23 protein-coding genes are annotated in these 19,115 nt (G+C 42.8%); 15 read left to right on the top strand and 8 right to left on the bottom strand.

Annotation, left to right across the window (positions count from 1 at the left end; all coding sequences use genetic code 11):
• Nucleotides 1-12 precede the first annotated feature (12 nt).
• Both KNQ02_RS11645 and KNQ02_RS11640 read left to right on the top strand, forming a co-directional pair.
• Nucleotides 13-456: a hypothetical protein gene (locus KNQ02_RS11645; protein WP_371816041.1), complete on the top strand. Its 444-nt coding sequence runs from the start codon at nt 13-15 to the stop codon at nt 454-456.
• Between the two features lie 77 nt (nt 457-533).
• Complete coding sequence (locus KNQ02_RS11640; RefSeq protein ID WP_353048334.1) at nt 534-908, top strand: ArsR/SmtB family transcription factor; 375 nt, start codon at nt 534-536, stop codon at nt 906-908.
• Between the two features lie 89 nt (nt 909-997).
• Here the strand turns inward: KNQ02_RS11640 and KNQ02_RS11635 are convergent, their stop codons facing one another.
• Complete coding sequence (locus tag KNQ02_RS11635; protein ID WP_088836352.1) at nt 998-1,606, bottom strand: CHASE3 domain-containing protein; 609 nt, start codon at nt 1,604-1,606, stop codon at nt 998-1,000.
• A 241-nt stretch (nt 1,607-1,847) separates the two neighbouring features.
• Nucleotides 1,848-2,717, bottom strand: a complete 870-nt coding sequence (locus KNQ02_RS11630; protein ID WP_088836353.1) for a YitT family protein — start codon at nt 2,715-2,717, stop codon at nt 1,848-1,850.
• Between the two features lie 132 nt (nt 2,718-2,849).
• On the opposite strand from KNQ02_RS11630, the gene KNQ02_RS11625 reads away from it, so the two are divergent.
• Both KNQ02_RS11625 and KNQ02_RS11620 read left to right on the top strand, forming a co-directional pair.
• The gene (locus KNQ02_RS11625; protein ID WP_214808598.1) at nt 2,850-3,461 is read left to right on the top strand and encodes a hypothetical protein; all 612 of its coding nucleotides are present in this window, start codon (nt 2,850-2,852) and stop codon (nt 3,459-3,461) included.
• Nucleotides 3,462-3,650: 189 nt separating this feature from the next.
• Entirely contained in the window at nt 3,651-4,487 is an 837-nt protein-coding gene (locus KNQ02_RS11620; protein ID WP_088836355.1) for a formate/nitrite transporter family protein, read from the top strand.
• Nucleotides 4,488-4,536: 49 nt separating this feature from the next.
• Here KNQ02_RS11620 and KNQ02_RS11615 read toward each other — a convergent pair whose 3' ends face one another.
• Nucleotides 4,537-4,956 carry a DUF1232 domain-containing protein gene (locus KNQ02_RS11615; protein WP_029332678.1) on the bottom strand — a complete coding sequence of 140 codons (420 nt, stop codon included), beginning with the start codon at nt 4,954-4,956 and terminating at the stop codon, nt 4,537-4,539.
• A gap of 98 nt (nt 4,957-5,054) precedes the next feature.
• On the opposite strand from KNQ02_RS11615, the gene KNQ02_RS11610 reads away from it, so the two are divergent.
• Nucleotides 5,055-6,278, top strand: a complete 1,224-nt coding sequence (locus tag KNQ02_RS11610; RefSeq protein ID WP_214766694.1) for an aminopeptidase — start codon at nt 5,055-5,057, stop codon at nt 6,276-6,278.
• Nucleotides 6,279-6,362: 84 nt separating this feature from the next.
• On the opposite strand, the gene murB is transcribed toward KNQ02_RS11610, so the two are convergent.
• Nucleotides 6,363-7,274 (bottom strand): UDP-N-acetylmuramate dehydrogenase, encoded by a 912-nt coding sequence (gene murB, locus KNQ02_RS11605; RefSeq protein WP_088836357.1) that lies wholly within the window; start codon nt 7,272-7,274, stop codon nt 6,363-6,365.
• A 299-nt stretch (nt 7,275-7,573) separates the two neighbouring features.
• On the opposite strand from murB, the gene KNQ02_RS11600 reads away from it, so the two are divergent.
• The 4 genes from KNQ02_RS11600 to KNQ02_RS11585 all read left to right on the top strand — a co-directional run bounded on the left by KNQ02_RS11600 (nt 7,574) and on the right by KNQ02_RS11585 (nt 10,167).
• Nucleotides 7,574-8,089: a GNAT family N-acetyltransferase gene (locus KNQ02_RS11600; protein ID WP_214766692.1), complete on the top strand. Its 516-nt coding sequence runs from the start codon at nt 7,574-7,576 to the stop codon at nt 8,087-8,089.
• A gap of 25 nt (nt 8,090-8,114) precedes the next feature.
• Nucleotides 8,115-8,567 (top strand): GNAT family N-acetyltransferase, encoded by a 453-nt coding sequence (locus tag KNQ02_RS11595; RefSeq protein WP_088836359.1) that lies wholly within the window; start codon nt 8,115-8,117, stop codon nt 8,565-8,567.
• 175 nt (nt 8,568-8,742) lie between these two features.
• Nucleotides 8,743-9,102, top strand: a complete 360-nt coding sequence (locus KNQ02_RS11590) for a hypothetical protein (protein WP_088836360.1) — start codon at nt 8,743-8,745, stop codon at nt 9,100-9,102.
• A gap of 114 nt (nt 9,103-9,216) precedes the next feature.
• Complete coding sequence (locus KNQ02_RS11585) at nt 9,217-10,167, top strand: hypothetical protein (RefSeq protein WP_251132019.1); 951 nt, start codon at nt 9,217-9,219, stop codon at nt 10,165-10,167.
• Here KNQ02_RS11585 and KNQ02_RS11580 read toward each other — a convergent pair.
• Nucleotides 10,125-10,973 (bottom strand): GNAT family N-acetyltransferase, encoded by an 849-nt coding sequence (locus KNQ02_RS11580; RefSeq protein WP_088836361.1) that lies wholly within the window; start codon nt 10,971-10,973, stop codon nt 10,125-10,127. The genes KNQ02_RS11585 and KNQ02_RS11580 overlap by 43 nt on opposite strands.
• A 127-nt stretch (nt 10,974-11,100) precedes the next feature.
• Here KNQ02_RS11580 and KNQ02_RS11575 point away from each other — a divergent pair, with 127 nt between their 5' ends.
• Nucleotides 11,101-11,364: a hypothetical protein gene (locus KNQ02_RS11575; protein WP_029332686.1), complete on the top strand. Its 264-nt coding sequence runs from the start codon at nt 11,101-11,103 to the stop codon at nt 11,362-11,364.
• A 40-nt stretch (nt 11,365-11,404) separates the two neighbouring features.
• Here KNQ02_RS11575 and KNQ02_RS11570 read toward each other — a convergent pair whose 3' ends face one another.
• The gene (locus KNQ02_RS11570) at nt 11,405-12,316 is read right to left on the bottom strand and encodes a hypothetical protein (RefSeq protein ID WP_088836362.1); all 912 of its coding nucleotides are present in this window, start codon (nt 12,314-12,316) and stop codon (nt 11,405-11,407) included.
• A 140-nt stretch (nt 12,317-12,456) separates the two neighbouring features.
• Here KNQ02_RS11570 and nfsA point away from each other — a divergent pair, with 140 nt between their 5' ends.
• The 5 genes from nfsA to KNQ02_RS11545 all read left to right on the top strand — a co-directional run bounded on the left by nfsA (nt 12,457) and on the right by KNQ02_RS11545 (nt 16,631).
• Nucleotides 12,457-13,203, top strand: a complete 747-nt coding sequence (nfsA, locus tag KNQ02_RS11565) for an oxygen-insensitive NADPH nitroreductase (RefSeq protein ID WP_214802482.1) — start codon at nt 12,457-12,459, stop codon at nt 13,201-13,203.
• Between the two features lie 15 nt (nt 13,204-13,218).
• Entirely contained in the window at nt 13,219-14,454 is a 1,236-nt protein-coding gene (locus tag KNQ02_RS11560) for an LCP family protein (protein ID WP_214802479.1), read from the top strand.
• Between the two features lie 337 nt (nt 14,455-14,791).
• Entirely contained in the window at nt 14,792-15,502 is a 711-nt protein-coding gene (locus KNQ02_RS11555; protein WP_029332690.1) for an NAD(P)H-binding protein, read from the top strand.
• A 123-nt stretch (nt 15,503-15,625) separates the two neighbouring features.
• Nucleotides 15,626-16,171, top strand: coding sequence for a TlpA family protein disulfide reductase (locus KNQ02_RS11550; protein ID WP_214808594.1), 546 nt, complete (start codon nt 15,626-15,628; stop codon nt 16,169-16,171).
• A gap of 4 nt (nt 16,172-16,175) precedes the next feature.
• Nucleotides 16,176-16,631: a hypothetical protein gene (locus KNQ02_RS11545; protein WP_088836365.1), complete on the top strand. Its 456-nt coding sequence runs from the start codon at nt 16,176-16,178 to the stop codon at nt 16,629-16,631.
• 92 nt (nt 16,632-16,723) lie between these two features.
• Here KNQ02_RS11545 and KNQ02_RS11540 read toward each other — a convergent pair whose 3' ends face one another.
• Nucleotides 16,724-16,933 carry a DUF3006 domain-containing protein gene (locus tag KNQ02_RS11540; protein WP_029332693.1) on the bottom strand — a complete coding sequence of 70 codons (210 nt, stop codon included), beginning with the start codon at nt 16,931-16,933 and terminating at the stop codon, nt 16,724-16,726.
• 242 nt (nt 16,934-17,175) lie between these two features.
• Nucleotides 17,176-18,549, bottom strand: coding sequence for a Na+/H+ antiporter NhaC (gene nhaC / locus KNQ02_RS11535; RefSeq protein ID WP_214766686.1), 1,374 nt, complete (start codon nt 18,547-18,549; stop codon nt 17,176-17,178).
• Nucleotides 18,550-19,115 lie beyond the last annotated feature (566 nt).

Genomic DNA, 19,115 nt, shown 5'->3' with positions numbered 1-19,115 from the left:
ACTGAAGAGGTGATGTACGTGAAATGGCAAGTCATTCGCTTTCGGGGAGGCTGGATTCGGTATCGAATCGAACCACAAATCATTCGAATCGACAACCGTGGAAAGTATCATTTAGGTTGGAAATTGTTTCCCTATCCGAATCGTTATGCATTTGAATTGGCGGTTTTGTTAAAAAACAAACACCAACAACGATATAAACGGCCGCTGTTGATTAAAACGGCATCCATCGCTACGGAAATCTGGGGCCATACACACCTGGATTTATTTTATCGAGTGATGTTACAAGTACCGTTACCACGCTTCCTATCGAATCGATATAAGGAGCGATTGCGAAATACAAGTATCATCGATATCGGTGTACGGGCTGTCGATACTAATCGAATCGTTTGGGATATCGGGAATCGATTAGGGGGATGGGCAGTTTTTCGTACAATCCAAAAAAAACATCGGAAATGAATCTTCACCTCGCGAATCATCGTAGTCATCTTACTTGCATTTGTTGTTTTAGGATGGTGCAATAGTTTGGAGGAGAGGTGAAGACAGTGGAGGCACCACGCTGTGAGACGATTGCGATCGATAAAAAACGTGCGACTGAAATTGGTCATGCCGTTGAGAAAATCCCGACGCTTGAGATTGGGAAATTGTTTAAAGTGTTATCGGACGCAACGCGTCTACGAATCGCTTATGCATTGACGGTCGAGCGAGAACTTTGTGTTTGTGACGTATCGGCATCAGTTGATTGTTCGATTGCGACGGCTTCGCATCACTTAAGAACGTTATTGAAACAAGGTCTCGTCAAATATCGTAAAGAAGGAAAAGTTGTCTATTATTCACTTGATGACCATCATGTCTCGTCGTTAGTTCATTTGGCAATGGAGCATGTGAATGAAGGAAAGGCTTCTTCTTGAGAAAAATATAAAAAACGCACCGCAGTCCGATAAAGAACTGCGGTGCGTTTTTTAGCTTTTTCACGAAGCTAATCGTATGAAACAACAGATTATTTGATTCGATGGAAGAACGTGATGGTCACACTGATGAGTAGAAAGGCTAAAATGGATAGACTAAAGCACATCCGTTTATAGGATGCTGTCACGAGCGCCGTATTTTCGAGTTCTTGATCTAATTCGGTATACAATTGATCTTTAACTTGAGCAAGATCTTCAAGAATGGTCTGCGTGGTCTGCGTCGATTGTTTCGCTAAAGCGGTAGCTGCCTGTGAACCGTTTGTTTCATAAAGGCTGAAAACGGTTTCGATTTCTTTTTCCCATGCATTGTTACGGACCAATAAATCTTTAATCGGTACAGGTGTTTCGTTCGAAGCATTGAGCACACGGCGTAAATCATGAATTTTGGTCGTGCAGAAGTAGTATTGTTCAATGTAGCGGTCGTCTTCATAGAGCAATAGGCCGCGAACGGCATTTGCCCGATCCCGATTGTATTCGACGAGTTGGTCGACCTGTTTAATCATCGGGATGTTATGGGCGTGCATCTCTTCTGTCATTTTTGAAATGGTACGATAACCTGTCAAGGCATAGATGAGAGGAATCGAAGCGAACAAACTGACTAAAAGAATGAGAGAAATGCGGTAGCGCCAAAGTTTATTCATGCAATCATTCCTTCGTAAGCTAACTGGTAATGTCATTAGCTTAACCACTAATTCCCAAAAAGTGAAGAGTTATCTATTTTTTAGGGGAACATCTTTTGGTTACGGGGATCCAATCGTTTTATATTTTGAGATGAAACCTGAAGCGATACCAAACGTAGACGTATATGATGGGTCAGCCTTTGTTTACAAAAAACAACCCACCTCATGACAGGGGGGTGTCGTTTCATCGTGTGCGGTTCATTTAAAAAGAGTAGGAATGTTCTTTGTAATTTCCGAAGACGGTATGAATCTCAGAGAAGGTGACGAAGGCATTAGGTTCGACAGAAGAAACAATTTCCTGAAGACGAACGATTTCATTATTCTGTACGACGACATAAACCATCTTCTTTGTCCGGTTGGAATAGCCACCGCGCGCATCGAGAATCGTGACACCACGACCAAGTTCTTTTGTGATGACGTCGTTGATTTCATCTGCTTTTTCACAAATGATAATACATTGTTTAGAAGCAGAGTAAAAACTATAGACCGTTTGCAACGCCTTGGCGCGAACGAAGCTCATAATTAATGCATACATAACATGTTTTAAGTCGAAGACTAGCCAAACTAAGATATAGATCACTAAATCCTGCATTAAAAAAATACGCGGGAGCGGCCAGTTATGAAAGCGGGCATAAAAGAACTTTCCGAGGATGTCGAGTCCACCTGTCGAAGCGCCGCCAAAGAAGATTAATGCCATTGCGAGTCCGGAAACTAACCCTGCAAAAATGGAGGCGACGAGAGGATCGTTTAATGACTCAGGAACCACTTGTGTTGGAATCCAATCAATTAAAAATGAAGAAATAAGGACGATAATTCCTGAAAGTAGCATGAATCGTTTTCTTAAGAAGCGAAAACCAAGTAAGAAAAGCGGGATATTCAAGACAAGTTGGGTCAGTCCGATAGGCGTATTGAACAACTCTTGGAAAATAAGTGTGATTCCCATGATGCCGCCAGATCCAATGTCATTTGGAGATAATAAAAGGCTGATATAAAGGGAGTAAAGAAGTGTACCGATTAAAAGGAAACTGATTTTTTCTGTTCGTTTTTTCTTGCTCGTTTGTTTAGTCTTCATTGTGATTGATGAGAAATCCTCATGCTCCTCCTTTGTAAAGTATCTGCCTGCAAGAGTACGCCTATATAGCATTAAATTCAACCCCTCAACTGAAAAATATCGTAAAAAAAATGTGACGCGGGTCGAAAGGAATTGAGTGAATTGAAAAAAATCCTTTTATTTTTATGCTGTGCGCTCATTGGATTAAGCGCAGGTTCCGTTTTTATGTTGCATTACTCGAAGGAATCCCCTGACAATAAGTGGCGTGATGGAGCACTGGTCACCCGATATGTCGGAACATCGGTTACAAATACAAATGCAATGACAGGATTTATTGAACGATTTCCATTTTCAGACGCACTTAAACAAGTAAAGATTGAAGGGACTACCGTCTCCTTACGTTATGAAGTGACGGGTAAATCCAGAAAAGAATGGGTCGGGACAAATCATGAATGGATTGATCCGTCTACACCCTCTTTTATCAAAAGTCGATTTTCGCAACTCGTCATGCACCATACGCTGGCTCTTTTTTTAGCGATTCCTAATGTAATGACAGTTGAAATTCAATATACGGATCCTGTATCAATCCTTCAAATTAAAATCACGCGTAATGATTTTGAAGGGTATACACCACGCGATATTGAGCGAGCTTCGACGTCCACTAACCGCTTTAATCGTGTAGTTATTGACGACTATGTATTAGTTGAATCAAGACGAAAATCCTTTCTAGAATACTTCCGTTCACAACTCAAAATATACCCGTAAAGTAGTTGTATCTAGCAAGAAAAAGCTTTTTTCACAAACTTGACACAATGGTATCGTTTACATGTCATTCTTTCGTAAAAACCTTAAATAAGGGGTAGGCAGGGGTTGAACATCTTATAAGATGGAAGTATGATAATAAGTGAACAAACATTGTGAAGTGTTGAACAAGAAGAAAGCGAGGTTTCTACAATGAATGAAGTAGAAGCATTAGAAGGGCTAAGAAATAAAGCGGTTAAATCAACTAAAATGCTACAAATGCGTCCACTCGAATATTTAGTTCGTGCCATGCTTGCTGGGGTATTCATCGGTTTTGCTATCATATTTACACTCAAAGCAATCAACGGACTTTATCTAAATGAATCGGCTGCGATGACGCTCGTCGGTGGATTAACTTTTGGTGTTGCGCTTGTCTTAATTGTCTACGGCGGTGCAGAACTGTTTACAGGAAATACGATGTATTTTACTACGGCGACGATGCGTGGATACACTACAAAAATGGATACGTTTAAAGTATGGACGATTTGTTTGATTGGTAATGGTCTCGGAGGACTTGCCTTCGCGTTACTCTTTTCGCAAACTGGAATCATTCAAGAGTTAGGCGCAAACAACTGGTTGTTCGCTGTCTCTGAATCGAAAATCCATCACTCGACATGGGAAATTTTTACGCGAGCAATCTTCTGTAACTGGATGGTTTGTTTAGCGATTTTCATTCCGAAAAACATGAAAAATGAATTGGCACAAATCATGATGATGATGGTTTTAGTTGCTGTCTTCTTCGCATCAGGTTTTGACCATGTCATTGCCAATATGGCATTGTTCTCAATCGCGCTTGTCGTACCTCACCCAGAGGCGATTTCATTTGCCGGAGCAATCCATAACTTAATTCCTGCTCTCTTCGGTAACATCATCGGTGGAGCACTCTTCATGGGAATGGTTTACACGTGGTTGAATAAAGAAAAGCTAGAAGTGGATCAATCAAAACAACAAGCTGCGACAATCAACATCGCGACGAAAAAAAAAGCATAAAGAAAAGGTAAGGTAGCGACGGGTTTTCCCGCCTCCCTTACCTTTTTCTTTATTCGAGATGTTGGAAGCGATCGACATCTGCTGCGAGTTCTTCATAGATCGATTCGACGATTTGAGCATCATCGAACAGACCGAGAACATTTTCGTCAGGTAGTGCATCGACTGGGGAAGTAAAATAGAGCACAGCCGTCAATAATAATTGTTCTTGTTCTTCCTTCATCGAAAAACGTTTTTGATAAAGGGCACGTAACATCTCAAGTAACTGTTTAAGTTGGAAATACAGCACGAGTTCTGCTTCACGTTCGATATCAGACCCTTCTTCTGAAGCGATATCTTTTGTTAAATGTGCTAAGCCAACTTCTCCTCGAATCAATAAATCTTCCTGTGCTTTGTGATCTCCGACTAACGCCAATGCCTGACGGTGGAAATATGTGTAAGCGGATTTAAAATCTCCTGGTACGAATTCCATGTTCAACACTCCTTCTCTACACCTAGTTTCACCTTATTTCTTGCAAAATTGCAACTCTTTCGTGAAAATAAGAGTAAGAGACGAAAGGGGATTACATAATGCCGACTCAAGAACAACTCAAAAAGTATGCAGCACTCGCTGTACGTACAGGAATCAATTTGCAATCCGGTCAGCAACTAGAAATTCGTGCTGGCATCGAAAATGCACCACTTGTTCGTGAAATTACACGTGTTGCTTACGAAGTAGGCGCATCGAACGTTTACGTGCAATGGTCAGATGATGAAATGACGAAAATCCGTTATTTCGATGCACCGGAAGATTCGTTTGACGCATTTCCAGAGTGGTTAAAAGCACGGTTCGATCAATTAGCTGATGAAAAGACAGCCTTCTTATCTGTCGTCAGTGAAGATCCAGATCTTTTAAACGGAGTCGAGTCGAGTCGTATCGCGCGCGCGAATAAAGCAGCAGGAGTTGCACTAGCCAATTGGCGTAAATTCGTCATGAGCGACAATGTAAGCTGGTGTGTCGTTGCTGCACCTTCAGATGCTTGGGCGGCTAAGGTATTCCCGGACTCGGAAAACGCTGTAGAAGAGCTATGGGAAGCGATTTTAAAGGCAACTCGTGTCGATCAAGCAGATCCAGTCGCTGCATGGGAGAAACATGATCACAATCTCCGTACGAAAGCGACATTCTTGACGGAGAAAAAATATAAAACACTTCATTACTCGGCACCAGGGACGGAATTATCGATCGAGTTACCAGAGCGTCATGTATGGCTCGGTGGTGGTGGACCGAATGCGGACGGTGTTGATTTCATCGCGAACCTTCCGACGGAGGAGGTCTTTACGTTACCGAAGAAGACAGGAGTCAACGGTCATGTCTCGAGTACGAAGCCACTCAGCTACAGCGGAAACTTGATTGATGGCTTTACGCTTTGGTTTGAAGATGGGAAAATCGTCAAAGCAGAAGCGAAACAGGGTCAAGCGGCATTAGATGAGTTGATTTCGCTCGACGAAGGAGCACGTTATCTCGGAGAAGTAGCACTCGTGCCGCACCATTCACCAATCTCTGACTCGGGCATCTTGTTCTATAATACGTTGTTCGATGAGAATGCCTCATGTCACCTCGCGATTGGTCGTGCCTACTCGACGTGCCTTGAGAATGGACCAAGTTTATCGAATGAAGAATTAGCCGAGCAAGGGGCGAATGATTCGATGACGCATGTTGATTTCATGATTGGCTCAGCAGATATGGCAATCGATGGCGAATTAGCAGACGGTACACGCGAAGCGTTAATGCGTAACGGCAACTGGTCAATTTAAGGATGAGCCGAATGGAGGCTAAAAAAGTAACAGGAACGGGTATCCGTTCCTGTTACTTTTTTGTGTTTAAGGAAAGTATTCGTATTAAAGTTCTTCACCGATGATTTTTACTTCGGTCTCGAGGAGAATCCCGAATTTATCCTGCACCGTTTCTTGAACGTGGTGAATAAGCGAAATGTAATCAGTCGCCGTTGCATTTTCGATATTGACGATGAAACCGGCATGTTTTTGTGAGACTTCCGCTCCACCAATTCGTGTCCCTTGAAGTCCGCTGTCCTGGATTAACTTTCCGGCGAAATATCCTTCAGGGCGCTTAAAGACACTGCCGCAAGAAGGGTATTCGAGGGGTTGCTTCGTTTCACGCTTATTCGTCAAATCGTCCATGACTTCCTTGATGAGAACAGGATCCCCCTCCGTCAAAGAAAAACGTCCTTCGAGAATGATATATTCTTTTTTAGCGAAACAGCTTGTCCGGTATCCAAGTTCGAGTTCGTCGCGTGTGATGTTTAACAGCTCACCTTGGCGTGTTAAAACCGTCGCGCTCTGAAGACAATCTTTGACTTCCCCTCCATACGCACCAGCATTCATGATAAGAGCACCACCGACTGTGCCGGGGATTCCACAGGCAAACTCGAGACCACTCAATGCATGATCATAAGCGACGCGTGAGGCTTGGATGATGGCCGCGCCGCTTTGTGCGACGAGCTCATGTTCTTCGACCGAAATATCCGTTAATTTTTCAAATGATAAGACGATGCCACGAATCCCGCCATCACGTACGACGAGGTTCGATCCATTACCGAGTAATGTCAATGGGAGATCGTTCTCATAAGCATAGCGAACAGCAAAAGCTGTTTCTTCGTAAGAAGAAGGAATGATGAAAAGGTCGGCAATTCCTCCCATTTTCGTATACGTATGATATTTTAACGGTTCATTCACTAATACAGAGTCTTCGTTTAATCCCTCGTAAAGCCCAGTCAACAACTGTTCAGTCATATAAGTTCTCAGTCCTTTTTTTATGAATTCCATTCAGCGAAAGTACGCTCAAAATATATTTTACACTAATTACGTAATTGATGTTTAGCACATAGTTCCCAAAATACAGAGTTGACACGAAAAATGCAAGGTTTATCCGAAAACTGTCATCGCTTAGTAATGAAAATATATATCTGGAATTCCGAATTTCGAAAGGTGAACAAGACAAAATAAGGATTTAGGGTATGAATCGGTTAGAAAAGGGGGAATTATAAATACGTATATAGAAGGATGTTCGGAAAATTAGGAGGGGAATCGATATGGAGAGCGAACGTTTGAGAATGCGACCTTTTTCTCAGGAAGATTTCGACTTTTATAAAGAACTCGTTCAAAATGAATTAGTGATGCAGTATATTAACGGTGGTGTTTCATTGGATGAGACGGAGGCCCGTTTATGGTTCGATCAACAATTCGAGCGGTATGAAGATGAACGTCAGACGGGCTTTTTGCTGATTGAAAAAAAAGAGGATGAGGAACCAATCGGTTTTGCAGGACTCATCCTACAAGAAGTCGACGGAGTAGAAGAACTTGAAGTCGGATATTGGTTAAAGCCGAAGCACTGGAAAGTCGGATACGGGCGTGAAGCAGCGAAACGTCTGATGCGTGAGGCATTTGAACGTGGAAACGATCGTCTGATTTCAATCATTCATCCAGAAAATCATTCTTCTCAAAAGGTGGCTCGCGCCAACGGATTGGGTTGGGAAAAAGAAACGGTCTTTAAAGGGATACCGGTCGTCGTCTATTCATGCAGACTAACCCGTCTATTTAGAGGCTGAACATTAAAGCAGAGGAGTGTAATTCATGTATCATACAGAATTTATTCGGTTTAATCAGCTTGGTGCCTTGACGCTTTATCAGTTATTAAAATTAAGAACTGATATTTTTGTCGTTGAGCAGGAATGTGCCTATTCAGAGCTCGATAATCGTGATCAGGAGGCGATTCATGCACTTGCCTATGCAGATCAGCAGTTAATCGGTTGCCTTCGAGTACTCCCTAAAAATCAATCAGGTGCTGTAGCGATTGGTCGTGTCGCCGTTCACGCTGATTTTCGGTCGCACGGCATTGCACGTCGCTTGATGAATGAAGCAATCGAACACATCCGGACACAAGAAGAAACAGGGATTTATTTGCAGGCCCAGGCCCATCTAAAAAAGTTTTATGCATCGTTTGGGTTTGAAGAGACATCTGATGTGTATTTGGAGGATGGAATTCCACACCTTGATATGCATTTATCGCTTAAAGAAGAGTATTGAATGTTCCTTTACCTAGCAACTAAAGTTCTCATCTATGTTGGGAAGACGTCTCTCCCTTGTCGTCCCAATGGTTGTAGACATGAGGAAACGCTTATTTTCGAGAAATACTTCAAAAAATAGCGGAGTGAACCGATGATGAGAGCAGAACGAATTTCATTCGGAGGTGAATCAGTCTATGAAAAAAGTACTGGTCATTCTCGCGTTAAGTCTGATTGGACTTTTATCTTTTGCGGTCGGAATTTCTTACGCAGAGCTTCAAAGCAGCCAACAGAACTCAGAAAAGCAGTTAAAGACGATGCTTGAAAAACATCATGGAATCAGTGAAGCATCATTTTTAGAAGTGAAGGCCTCGTTTTCCCTGCAACATCGACAGGTAATCCAGGTTCGATTGCGTGGAGAACCGGCCATTACTTATGAGTTCATTCAGCCGGAACAGACAATTGAATATAGCGGTTCAATTGGAACGAGTGTCGAAAAAGTCGGAAAGCAAGATGAGATTTTTCGATCGATGCCTTTAAAAGTAGGCGAGAATTGATAGATCCTGGTGGATTTCCTTATTGTGAGGAAGGCATCAGGATTTTTTTGGCTTTCAAGAAAAGATAATATTGCGTACACTACGAAGAGAAGCAGTATTCAGGGGGGCAAACCGATGATGAAACGATTTGTGAAAAATGAGGCAGTTGGTCAGGCAGTGCGTGCATTTAAAGAATTGAATCGAAAAGATTTTGAGTATTACAATGCTGAGTTGTCCGAACAAGAACGGGTCGCTTTAAATTTCGTGAAGCGAGCTTTTGACTTAGAGTCATCAGAGCACTTGGCGCTAGCGCTTGATACGAACCAACCAGTCATTGAACTCGATCGTCTGTTACTTAAGTTGGGGGCGATACAAGATAGAACGCTCTTTTTCCGTTTGTTGGTACAACATGGTGTAGATCTCAATCAATTAAAAGAGCTTGATGGACATCGTTCAATTGTCCGTCAACCGTTAGCATTTCCAGTCGGTCTATACAGTGCAATCAATCATGAACTTTTTCAATTGGCGATAGAGGCAGGTCTTGATTTAGACTACACGACATCCTTGCAACGGAGTGATCGTTTTTTAGAAACGCACGTGATTAATATGCTTGATCTCTATTTGTTGCTTGATTTAGAAGACGAAATGGACGTACGAAGCCTAGAATTTTTTACAGACCATCCGGCAACAATCGGTTTTGTTGAGCAGTTAAAGCGGTCGAATCCGTCAAGCATTCAGACAATCGTCGAGACTAAAAAATATCAAGTTGATTTTAAATATGCCAAACACTATCCACTCTTTTACGCGATGATCGGTCGGCATACAGAAGTATTTGAACAGTTGCTTGAAGCAGTTTTAAAAACGGAGAAGGAACAACTGCTTTTAGAAGATGCACTGTTAGCCTTTCATAACCACCAACTAGGTCAAGCGAGTGCGTTAGGAAACGACTATATCGACAGTCTGTATCAGATGGGGGAGCAACTAAGGATCCGAGCAAATATTGATTTCAAACAAGTAGAGGATGCCTACATCCTGGCGGAATATCAAGAAATCGTTGAGCGGTTACGTAAAGATTCTCTAGAGTAAGTATGCCAGTGTGAGAAGAGTTGAATATCACAGAATGTATCGGGGTCATATAAACGAAGGGCTTCTTGATGTGTTGAAAAACAATACGTCTCGAATGTCCGAACTGTCGTGCGTTTTAATTTAGCTTGAAAGGTCTCAAGAATTCTTCGCCCGTATCCTTGATTCTTCAATTCAGGGATACACGTAATTTCGAGTAAACGAATCGTTTGCTTTTGTTTTTGGATGATGATTGTTCCGACGATTGTTTGTTGATCGTAGACAAGGTACGGCAATGCCCCCTGTTCAATCAAATATTCGATATGGGATACGTCATAGCTAAATAAAAAATGTGAGGATTGAATCGACTCGTTTCTGAGATTTAAGAACAAGGAACGGTTTCGGAGGGTAAGTGGCTTGAATTGAAGTGATGCGGCATGATCATTGATGAGACCGATGAAGCGAAATTGTTCAGAGGAGAGTGTATAACCGAGCGTGTTCCAAGTCGAGACCAACCCGAAGTCATGTGGTGGAATGATTTGAACGTCGATTTGATGAGGATGTAGAGAGAGCGCGTAATCATGGACGAAATGCGCCAAAGTGCGGAAAGCAATCAAGTCCGTGTAAGCGGCATTGATGATTTGAAGGGACGAGGCGAATTGGTTAAATCCTAATGTCGCGCAGACGGCATCACCCTTGATCAAAGCCCATTGATATTTTTCAGGTGGTTGGAATGAGAGGGACAGAGGAGATAAGCGGTTTTTTTGTAACAACTGATGGACGAGACGACGTTGACCGTGCGACAATTGCTCGTAACGTAAAATTTTCAAACGCTACACTTCCTTTTCTGATTAGGATGAAACAATATCTTAAGTATACTATAAGCAATAAAAGGAAAATAATAGTTTTTATCATAAAAGGTAAAAGTAATCTGGTAGAAACGGGGGAGGGATTAGATTGGGGAAAAAGTTTATCTATGTCTGCTTCTTTTTGTTTTTAAGTAGTATCCATCCCGTTCAAGCACAAGATTTAGATAAACAAGAAACGAGCGTCCGAGAAGCTGTGACGTATGGAAGCTATGGAACGATGGATGAACTCATCATTGATCGAAAAGAACCGACATATGATGGTTTTGACTCACCGAATGACATGGCATTTTTATTTGCCTGTATCGCACTGCTTGCAACTGTAGGACTTGGAATCGTCAATACATCAGATTGAAAGAGCCTCGGGAAACCTTTCCGAAGCTCTTTTTTTGTATTTAAAAATGAATATGTTTGGTTCGGCCAACGCGTTCAATCCGATCATGTTCTTCATCTAGACCCGCCTGTTCCAGCAAGTCGAGATAATAGCGAAATGGAGTCGAACGGTGTGAAAAATAAGGAATATATTCTGTGAAAAGCATCGTTTCGGCTCGTTCTAGTTCACGTAAAGCAATCAGGGCATGAAGTTCTGCGAAGCGAATCTCTTGATAGAGGATGAGCTTGTCTGCATCGATGCGAACGTTCATTTGAAGCTTTTTCGCATGCATGTTCAATAACGACAGGTAAGACTCACGCTCTTGTCGCGTTTCACAATGCTCGAGAACGGCAAGGAAAAGGTCACTGCGTTCTGTGTCGACGTCGATCGGTACCTTTAACGCCGTGTAGATGGCGCGCTTCATCCACGCATTATCGGATGTGTCGAGCTTGTAGTAACCAACGAGTTCTTGGAAGAGCTCAACTTGAGAGACTTTAATCAGTCGGAAGGGGTCGTTACTCAGGAAAAGAGGTTCTTCACCAGCGGCGGAAGACAGTAAAAAAAAGAATTCTTCGAAAGCAACACGCGTTCCGTTCTTTCGACCAACATAATGTCGCAGGTGTTTTAATAATCGTTTTGCTGTGACGTACCAGTTTTTTTGTTCGCGTACGGAAACGATTGTACTTGGTTCTAAATACTCACCATCGTAAGCGAGTTGAATGAATTGTTCAGTTTGCTCGATGGTTTGTTCGATTGTCGGTTGTTCTTGTTCTTTTTTTAGACCTTTATATTTTGCGAATTGCGACAGCATCAAATCTAATTCTTTATCTTCAATTGTTTGTTTAGGAAGTTGGCGATAGATCTCTACGATAATGTCGCGAAGGGTAGTATCGCCATATTGCTCCAGTAAAAGACGTAATTTTCGAATTCTCATGATCGCCCTCCTTCGACAAAAACACAGCACTTCATTATTCATTTCCCGATTTTTTCATAAAACGAACATCTTTCATTTGCTCTTTTACACAATCATTGCCTATTTTTAAAGGGAAAGATTAATTTAAGGGAGAGATTCAGATGAATGAAACGATTGAACATTTATTAAACCACCGCTCGATCCGGAAATTTAAGGAACATCAACTCGACGAACAGACGATTGAACTATTAATCCAATCTGCCCAGGCTGCTTCGACGTCTTCTTATCAACAAGCCTATGCAATTGTCGGAATTGAGGATTTAGAAAAAAAACAGCAACTCGTCGAAGTAGCGAGTGGACAAAGTTATGTAGCAGATAATAGCTACTTCTTCGTCTTCTGTATCGACTACCATAAACATATGTTGGCAGCAGAGATTGCGAATGGCTCAGTCGCTGACACAGTCGAAACGACGGAAGCGTTGATCGTCGGAGCGGTTGATGCAGGACTTGCCGCACAGAACCTTGTCGTAGCAGCAGAATCATTAGGATACGGGACAGTTTATATCGGTTCACTTCGTAATGACGCTCGAAAAGTGAGTGAACTTCTTGAGTTGCCAAGTCACGTCGTACCGTTATTTGGTGTTGCAGTCGGTTTGCCGGATCAACAGCCAGGTAAAAAACCCCGTCTTCCGATGGAGGCAATCTTCCATCGTAATACGTATACTAATGACAACAAGATGCGTGAGTTGCTAGAACAGTATGAGGCAGAAACCTCGTCATATTATGGAGAGCGGACGGATGGCGCACGAACTGAGGGATGGGTCTATCAAATGGCTGCCTCGATGAAGGAACCGAAACGGACGTATCTACGTAAGTTCTTACAAGATAAGCAGTTATCGCAAGACTAAAACGGAGGTACTATTATGGATGAGTTTCAATCAGGTCGTTCTCGACTAGAACGAAAACGACAGGAAGAAGAGCAGATGCGACGTACTTCGACACATACACCAATTGAGCATCGAGCAGACCAGCGAATGCGGATTGACGCCTCACAACGGCAGAATCATCGATACGTCGAGGATGGACCAACTTTGACGTCGCGTTCAGTTCAACAAAATCACCGGGGCTCGCAGAAAAGAACACGGACTGGTATCGGAGGACGACTTTTCACCGTAGTCAGAAGGTCTGCCAAGCAAGTCGGAACGATTATGGCGGAGCGGACACGGTCGAATCGACGTAAAAATGGACGTTTGGAAGAAAAGGTACCACGTGAGACGAGGCAGGATGGTTTAAAGAAACAACCTGTTGAGAGAAAGAAACGTCGCTTCAAAACAAAAATATTTGGGCTGCTCTTAGTTCTATTGATTGGCTTTATCCTGTTTGCCTCACAGCCGTTTACCTTTTTATTGATCGGAAGCGACGCAAGACCCGGAGAATCGCTACGAGGTTCACGGTCTGATTCACTATCCGTCATGCAATTCGTACCGTTATCACGGACGATTCAGTTAACGTCGATTCCACGTGATACGTATACACCCATCAGTTGTGAGGATGGGAAAAAAGATAAAATCACGCATGCTTTTGCGTTCGGTGGGGAATCGTGTACGCAAAACGCCGTCAGTGAACTACTTGATGTAGACATCGATAGCAAAATCGTTATCTCTTTCGATAGTTTCATTGGTTTAGTTGATCAAATCGGCGGGATTGATCTTGTTTCGACAGGAACATTCTCGGAGCAAGACGCTAGCGGAAAAGCGAATCAATATGCGTTTCAAAAAGGAAAGGAATACCATATGGATGGAGCGATGGCTCTTGCCTATTCTCGTCACCGAAAAACAGACAATGATGGGGCACGAGCCAATCGTCAGTCAGAAGTCATTCAAGCTGTAGCGACGCATCTGTTGAAGCCGACAGGCTGGACTAAAATTTCATCAGCACATGCTTATATGAAAGAGGAGATGAGTTTAGACATCAGTTACCGTCAAATGGCGACAGCAGGCTTAGCCCTGGCATTGATGTCTGAGCGAGAATATCTTGAAATTGACGTTGTCAGTGATCGATTGAATGGCATTTTCTATGATTTCCCGGATGAAAAAGCCCTGACACAATTGAGAGAAAAATTACAGACGACGTTTTACGGTGTACTGGCGAATGACTGACATTAAAAAATAGGTTCCTTTTTGAAAGGTTTCCTTCTCCCTATTGCGGGTATAAATTGATGTACGCAGTTGCGCTTTTGAGAACGGAAGATATCATAGCTGAAGACCTGTCCATATCTTCAATATTCATGCTTCTTTGGCTGGAATGAACATATCTTTGAGTAGGCGGCTTAAAAGACGACGTACCGAAATCCGAACACCTAATCGTCGGGATGATGAGAATTCTTGATTGCTTTTTGATATTTTTAACAGGAGTAAGCGATGAAGGAAGCTCTTATCTGCATAAGTATGAGTAGTTCAATAGAGGTGACTAGCTTATTGAGGAGGGACCTAGCATATGAATGTATTAGTTGTAGGTGCATCAGGTACAATCGGAGCTCGCGTCGTCAAGTCGCTTGCGAAAGGTCATCAAGTCACTGTCATCGTTCGACATAAGCATCTCGTCGATCGCTTCGAAAAACTCGGTGTCAAAGCACATTACGTCGACATTGAAACTGAGCTTGAAAAGGTCATTGATCTCGGGGTGGCAGGTCAAAATGCTGTGATTTGTGCAGCGACCGCGGGTGTCGATGGTGAAGCGACTGAAATTGAGTTGCTCGATCGAACGGTTGCTTTAAAAACGATTGATGCTGCGAAAAAGGCACGTGTCCGTCATTTTGTCCTCCTCAGTGCCTATGGCGCTGATCGACCAAATCAATTTAAAAAAGAAGTCTATCCATTCTATGCCGCAAAAAATGCGGCAGAAGAGCAAATTGAGCATAGTGGTTTGACGTATACAATCATTTGTCCGGTCAACATCGTTGACGGAGAAGGTCTTGGACTAATCGAAGCCGATGAGGATTTAAAAGATGTAAAAGATGCAACGATTTCTGAAATTGATGTCGCGTCGATTTTGGCGGCATCGGTCGATAATCGGGCACTTTTCAATCGACGTTTAGAGGTGAAACAAGGAAAAACGTCACTAAATGAAGCGCTTGGTGGAGACGAATCGTTTGAAAGCATTAAAGACAATCGTCGGGTTAAACAACAACTTCCTCGCTATAACTGACAGTAAAAAAGGATGTATATAAACGAGCATATCACTTCCGGGGAAAATGGAAGGGTATGCTCGTTTTTCATAGATTCAGAGGCTGATTCTGCTACACTAATAGAAAGAGGGAGTGGACAGCAGTTGAAAAAATATTTACTATACGTGATTGTCGGGTTAGCGATTAGTGGGATTGCATATAAAAGCTATGACGCCTATAAAGCACAACAGATTAAAGAATTTACTCAAGCGACGCAACAAGCGCAAGGCGGATTAGAGATTGGAATGAAGGCACCAAATCTCAAGTTGGAACAGGATGGAAAAATGGTGGAACTATCTGATTTGACGAATCGATTGATCATAATCAATTTTTGGGCGACCTGGTGTCCACCATGTAAACAAGAAATACCTGAACTGAACGCTTTTTCTAAAGCGGTGGACGTGCCCGTCTATGGCATCAACGTGACGACATCCGAACGAAAGGTTTCAGATGTAGCCGATTTTCTGAAAGAGACTCCTGTTGATTACGGGGTGCTCTATGATACGCAGGGCCAATCAGAAAATGCTTATCGATTAGTCGCGATGCCGGCGACTTACGTCATTGATACGGATGGAGTCATCGTCGCAAAACACATTGGTCCTGTTACATCAAGTATGCTAAAAGAGATGGTAGGGAAAAAGGGAGGATGAGGGAATGGAGATTCACTGCCGCGACTGTTCTTATCACATCGTCGCTGAAATCGGTCAGCGGGAGGAATGGGGGGAATTCCCTTCGATGCTAACCTATGGACTAGAACAGTACAGAACAGCATTGCCTTTTTTATTCGTGCCGCCTTATCAGGAACCACTCATTAGCCGAGCGCACATCGATGATCAAAACCGGGCGATGTTAATTAAGAACTATCATGCACATATCGATGCAATTGAAGGCGGGTGGGTCCCGCATCAATACGATTTGTTTCAGTGTCCCTGTTGCGATACGATTTCAACACGCTTTTGGTGTGCACTCTTCATTCCTTCAGCTATCATCGAACCGATTCATCGCTGTGAACGAGATGAGACAGTACTACATCGAATTTCGATTGACGATTTGCACCAAGCGAAGTGTCCCGAATGTAGGCATCAATCCTTGTACGTAAGGAATGATTAAACGCGAAAAAGCCATTTAGAAGATGGAAAGACTGACGTGGGCAAGGACGCTCAAGTAGTCAATTCATTGTCTAAATGGCTTTTTAATTATCATCAACCCATTTGCCGAAAGGAAAACGTCTGAAAGGACGATTGGGATGTACTCGATGCATCAATTGAATACGTTGTACCATCAAAAAGTATTGTGTCACCTAATCGTGCCTCAGTCGGTAAATAGCGGCGAGGGATAAAACTTGAACCGTTCTCCCAGAGAAGAACAGCATATTTACCATCAAGCCGTTCAAGCGTACCACGTTTGATCATATTGGACTCCTCCTACAATTACATCGAAGGCAACCATTTTAAAAGGGTTGCAGTATCTCTCTCTAGTTCTCTGTAATTTTAATCTTATGTTTGGTATATTCCCACTTCGTTTTATCTTTACACTTATTTATCTAAATTAGTCGAGAATCGCTTGAATATCCCTCTTTCACATATAGAAGTGAGAAAAAAGAGGCATACCATTCGACTTATGAATGGTATGCCTTACTGATAATAGATTTACGTCACGCGACACTCTTCGTGACTTGTTTTTTTGTCGGTCGTGTAAAGGCGAAGATGAAAGTGAAGAGGGGAGATAAAATTAAGAAAAAGGCAAATGGCACATACGATGTGACGGGCACACCGAGTGTCGAGGCAAAGAATGCCCCGGATACACCCCAAGGAATCAAAGGATTAACAAGTGTGCCGCCATCTTCAAGCGCACGGGATAAAAACCGTGGGTCAATTGACCGTTCTTCAAAAATTTTCTTGAAGGCTTGTCCCGGTAATAAAATAGACAAGTATTGTTCACCTGCCATGAAGTTAACGCCGATTGCAGCAAGTGCAGCAGACGAGATGATACTCCCGTCACGTTGCAGTTTCGAAACGGTTTTTTCGATAATGACATCGATGACTCCGATACCACGTAAAACACCGCCGAACGCTAACGCGAGCATGACGAGGGAGACGGACCACATCATTGATTGGATGCCACCTTTACTAATGATGCTCGCAACCGTTTCATTCGTTGTTTCGAGCTTGAGACCATTTTGGATGACAGACATCCATTGCGCGATGTTCCAATTTCCTTGAACGAGACCTGTGAGTAATAATCCGCTTAAAACGCCTGCAATCAATGTTGGAATGACTGGCATCTTCCGAATAGCGAGTACCATCACGAGAAGCGGAGAAAGCAATGTCCAAGGAGATAAGCGGAAAAGGCTGTCGAGTGCTTGTTGTGTTGCTCCAATCGCTTCTGAATCAATTGATCCTTCACCTCGTCCAAAAATAAGGAAGAGAACAAATGTGATCGCGATAGCAGGAATCGTTGTTCCCATCATAAAACGAATATGATCAAAAACAGAGACGTTGACGATACCTGGTGCGAAATTCGTCGTATCCGATAAAGGAGACATTTTATCTCCAAAACAAGCACCGCTGATGATTGCACCTGCAGCAAGGGCGGGATTGACACCAAGGACGACGGCGATTCCCATCAAGGCGACACCGACCGTACCAATTGTAGTAAATGAACTGCCTGTAAAGGTCGAAACGATCATCGCGATGATTAAAGCGGTTGGCGCGAACCAGGTCGCAGATAATGTCGACAAGCCATAATGGAGCAAGGTTGGAACGGCACCACTCATCATCCAGACGGCGATTGTCATGCCGACGAGTAACATGATTAAAATCGGTTTAATCGCTTCTCGAATACCGTTAATCATATGTTCTTCAAGTTGACTGAAAGGGAAGCGGCGATACACGGCATACCCTACAACAAAAATAAGACTGGCGAGTATAGCGAGATGTGGTTCGGCCTGTGCACCGAATAATGCGGACAATAAGATAATGATACTAATTCCTAGGATAGCTGCGGATTCACGAAAGGACATGCGCATGCTTCCACCTCCTTATATCTTTGTTACGTTTATGCTTGTTTGCTTTTATGTGTGAAAGTAATGAACAAATGCAATCTTATCGAAGATTCCTGACTGCGTCAACTAAGAAAGTTTTACAGCATGTAGACAAAGTAACATGGGGTGAAAAAAGCTTTTCCCTTTTTCGTTGCTTTCCTCAGGCGAGGGCAAGGCTGACCCTACGGACAACAAGCAGGGTCTTGTCTACATCTGGCAGGTCGTGTTAAAAACGTACTTTTTCCCGTAGGAATCAACGGAAAAGCGACGCTTTTTAGGCCGTAGCACAGGGAAAGGCAAACCGTACAGCCGTTTTAGAGCGCGCTCGGTCTTGAATCGCTTTAAATTGCGAAAGCAACTTTCCGCGATCCCCGGCAGCTTTGAAGACGAGGTGAGGCAAGGAAGCGTGAACGGACAGCATTTCCGTGTAGAATTTTTGCTTTTCATAAGAGTTTGTCTACATCCTGAGTTTTATTTAGAAATATAACCAGGAATACAAAAAAATGTGACGATTTTTTGTCGTAAACGCTTTCTTTTTTATAAAAAATCTT

Source organism: Exiguobacterium sp. s102 (assembly GCF_018618635.1).
GTDB lineage: Bacteria > Bacillota > Bacilli > Exiguobacteriales > Exiguobacteriaceae > Exiguobacterium_A > Exiguobacterium_A oxidotolerans.
This window is presented reverse-complemented; position numbering and strand designations above follow the sequence as displayed.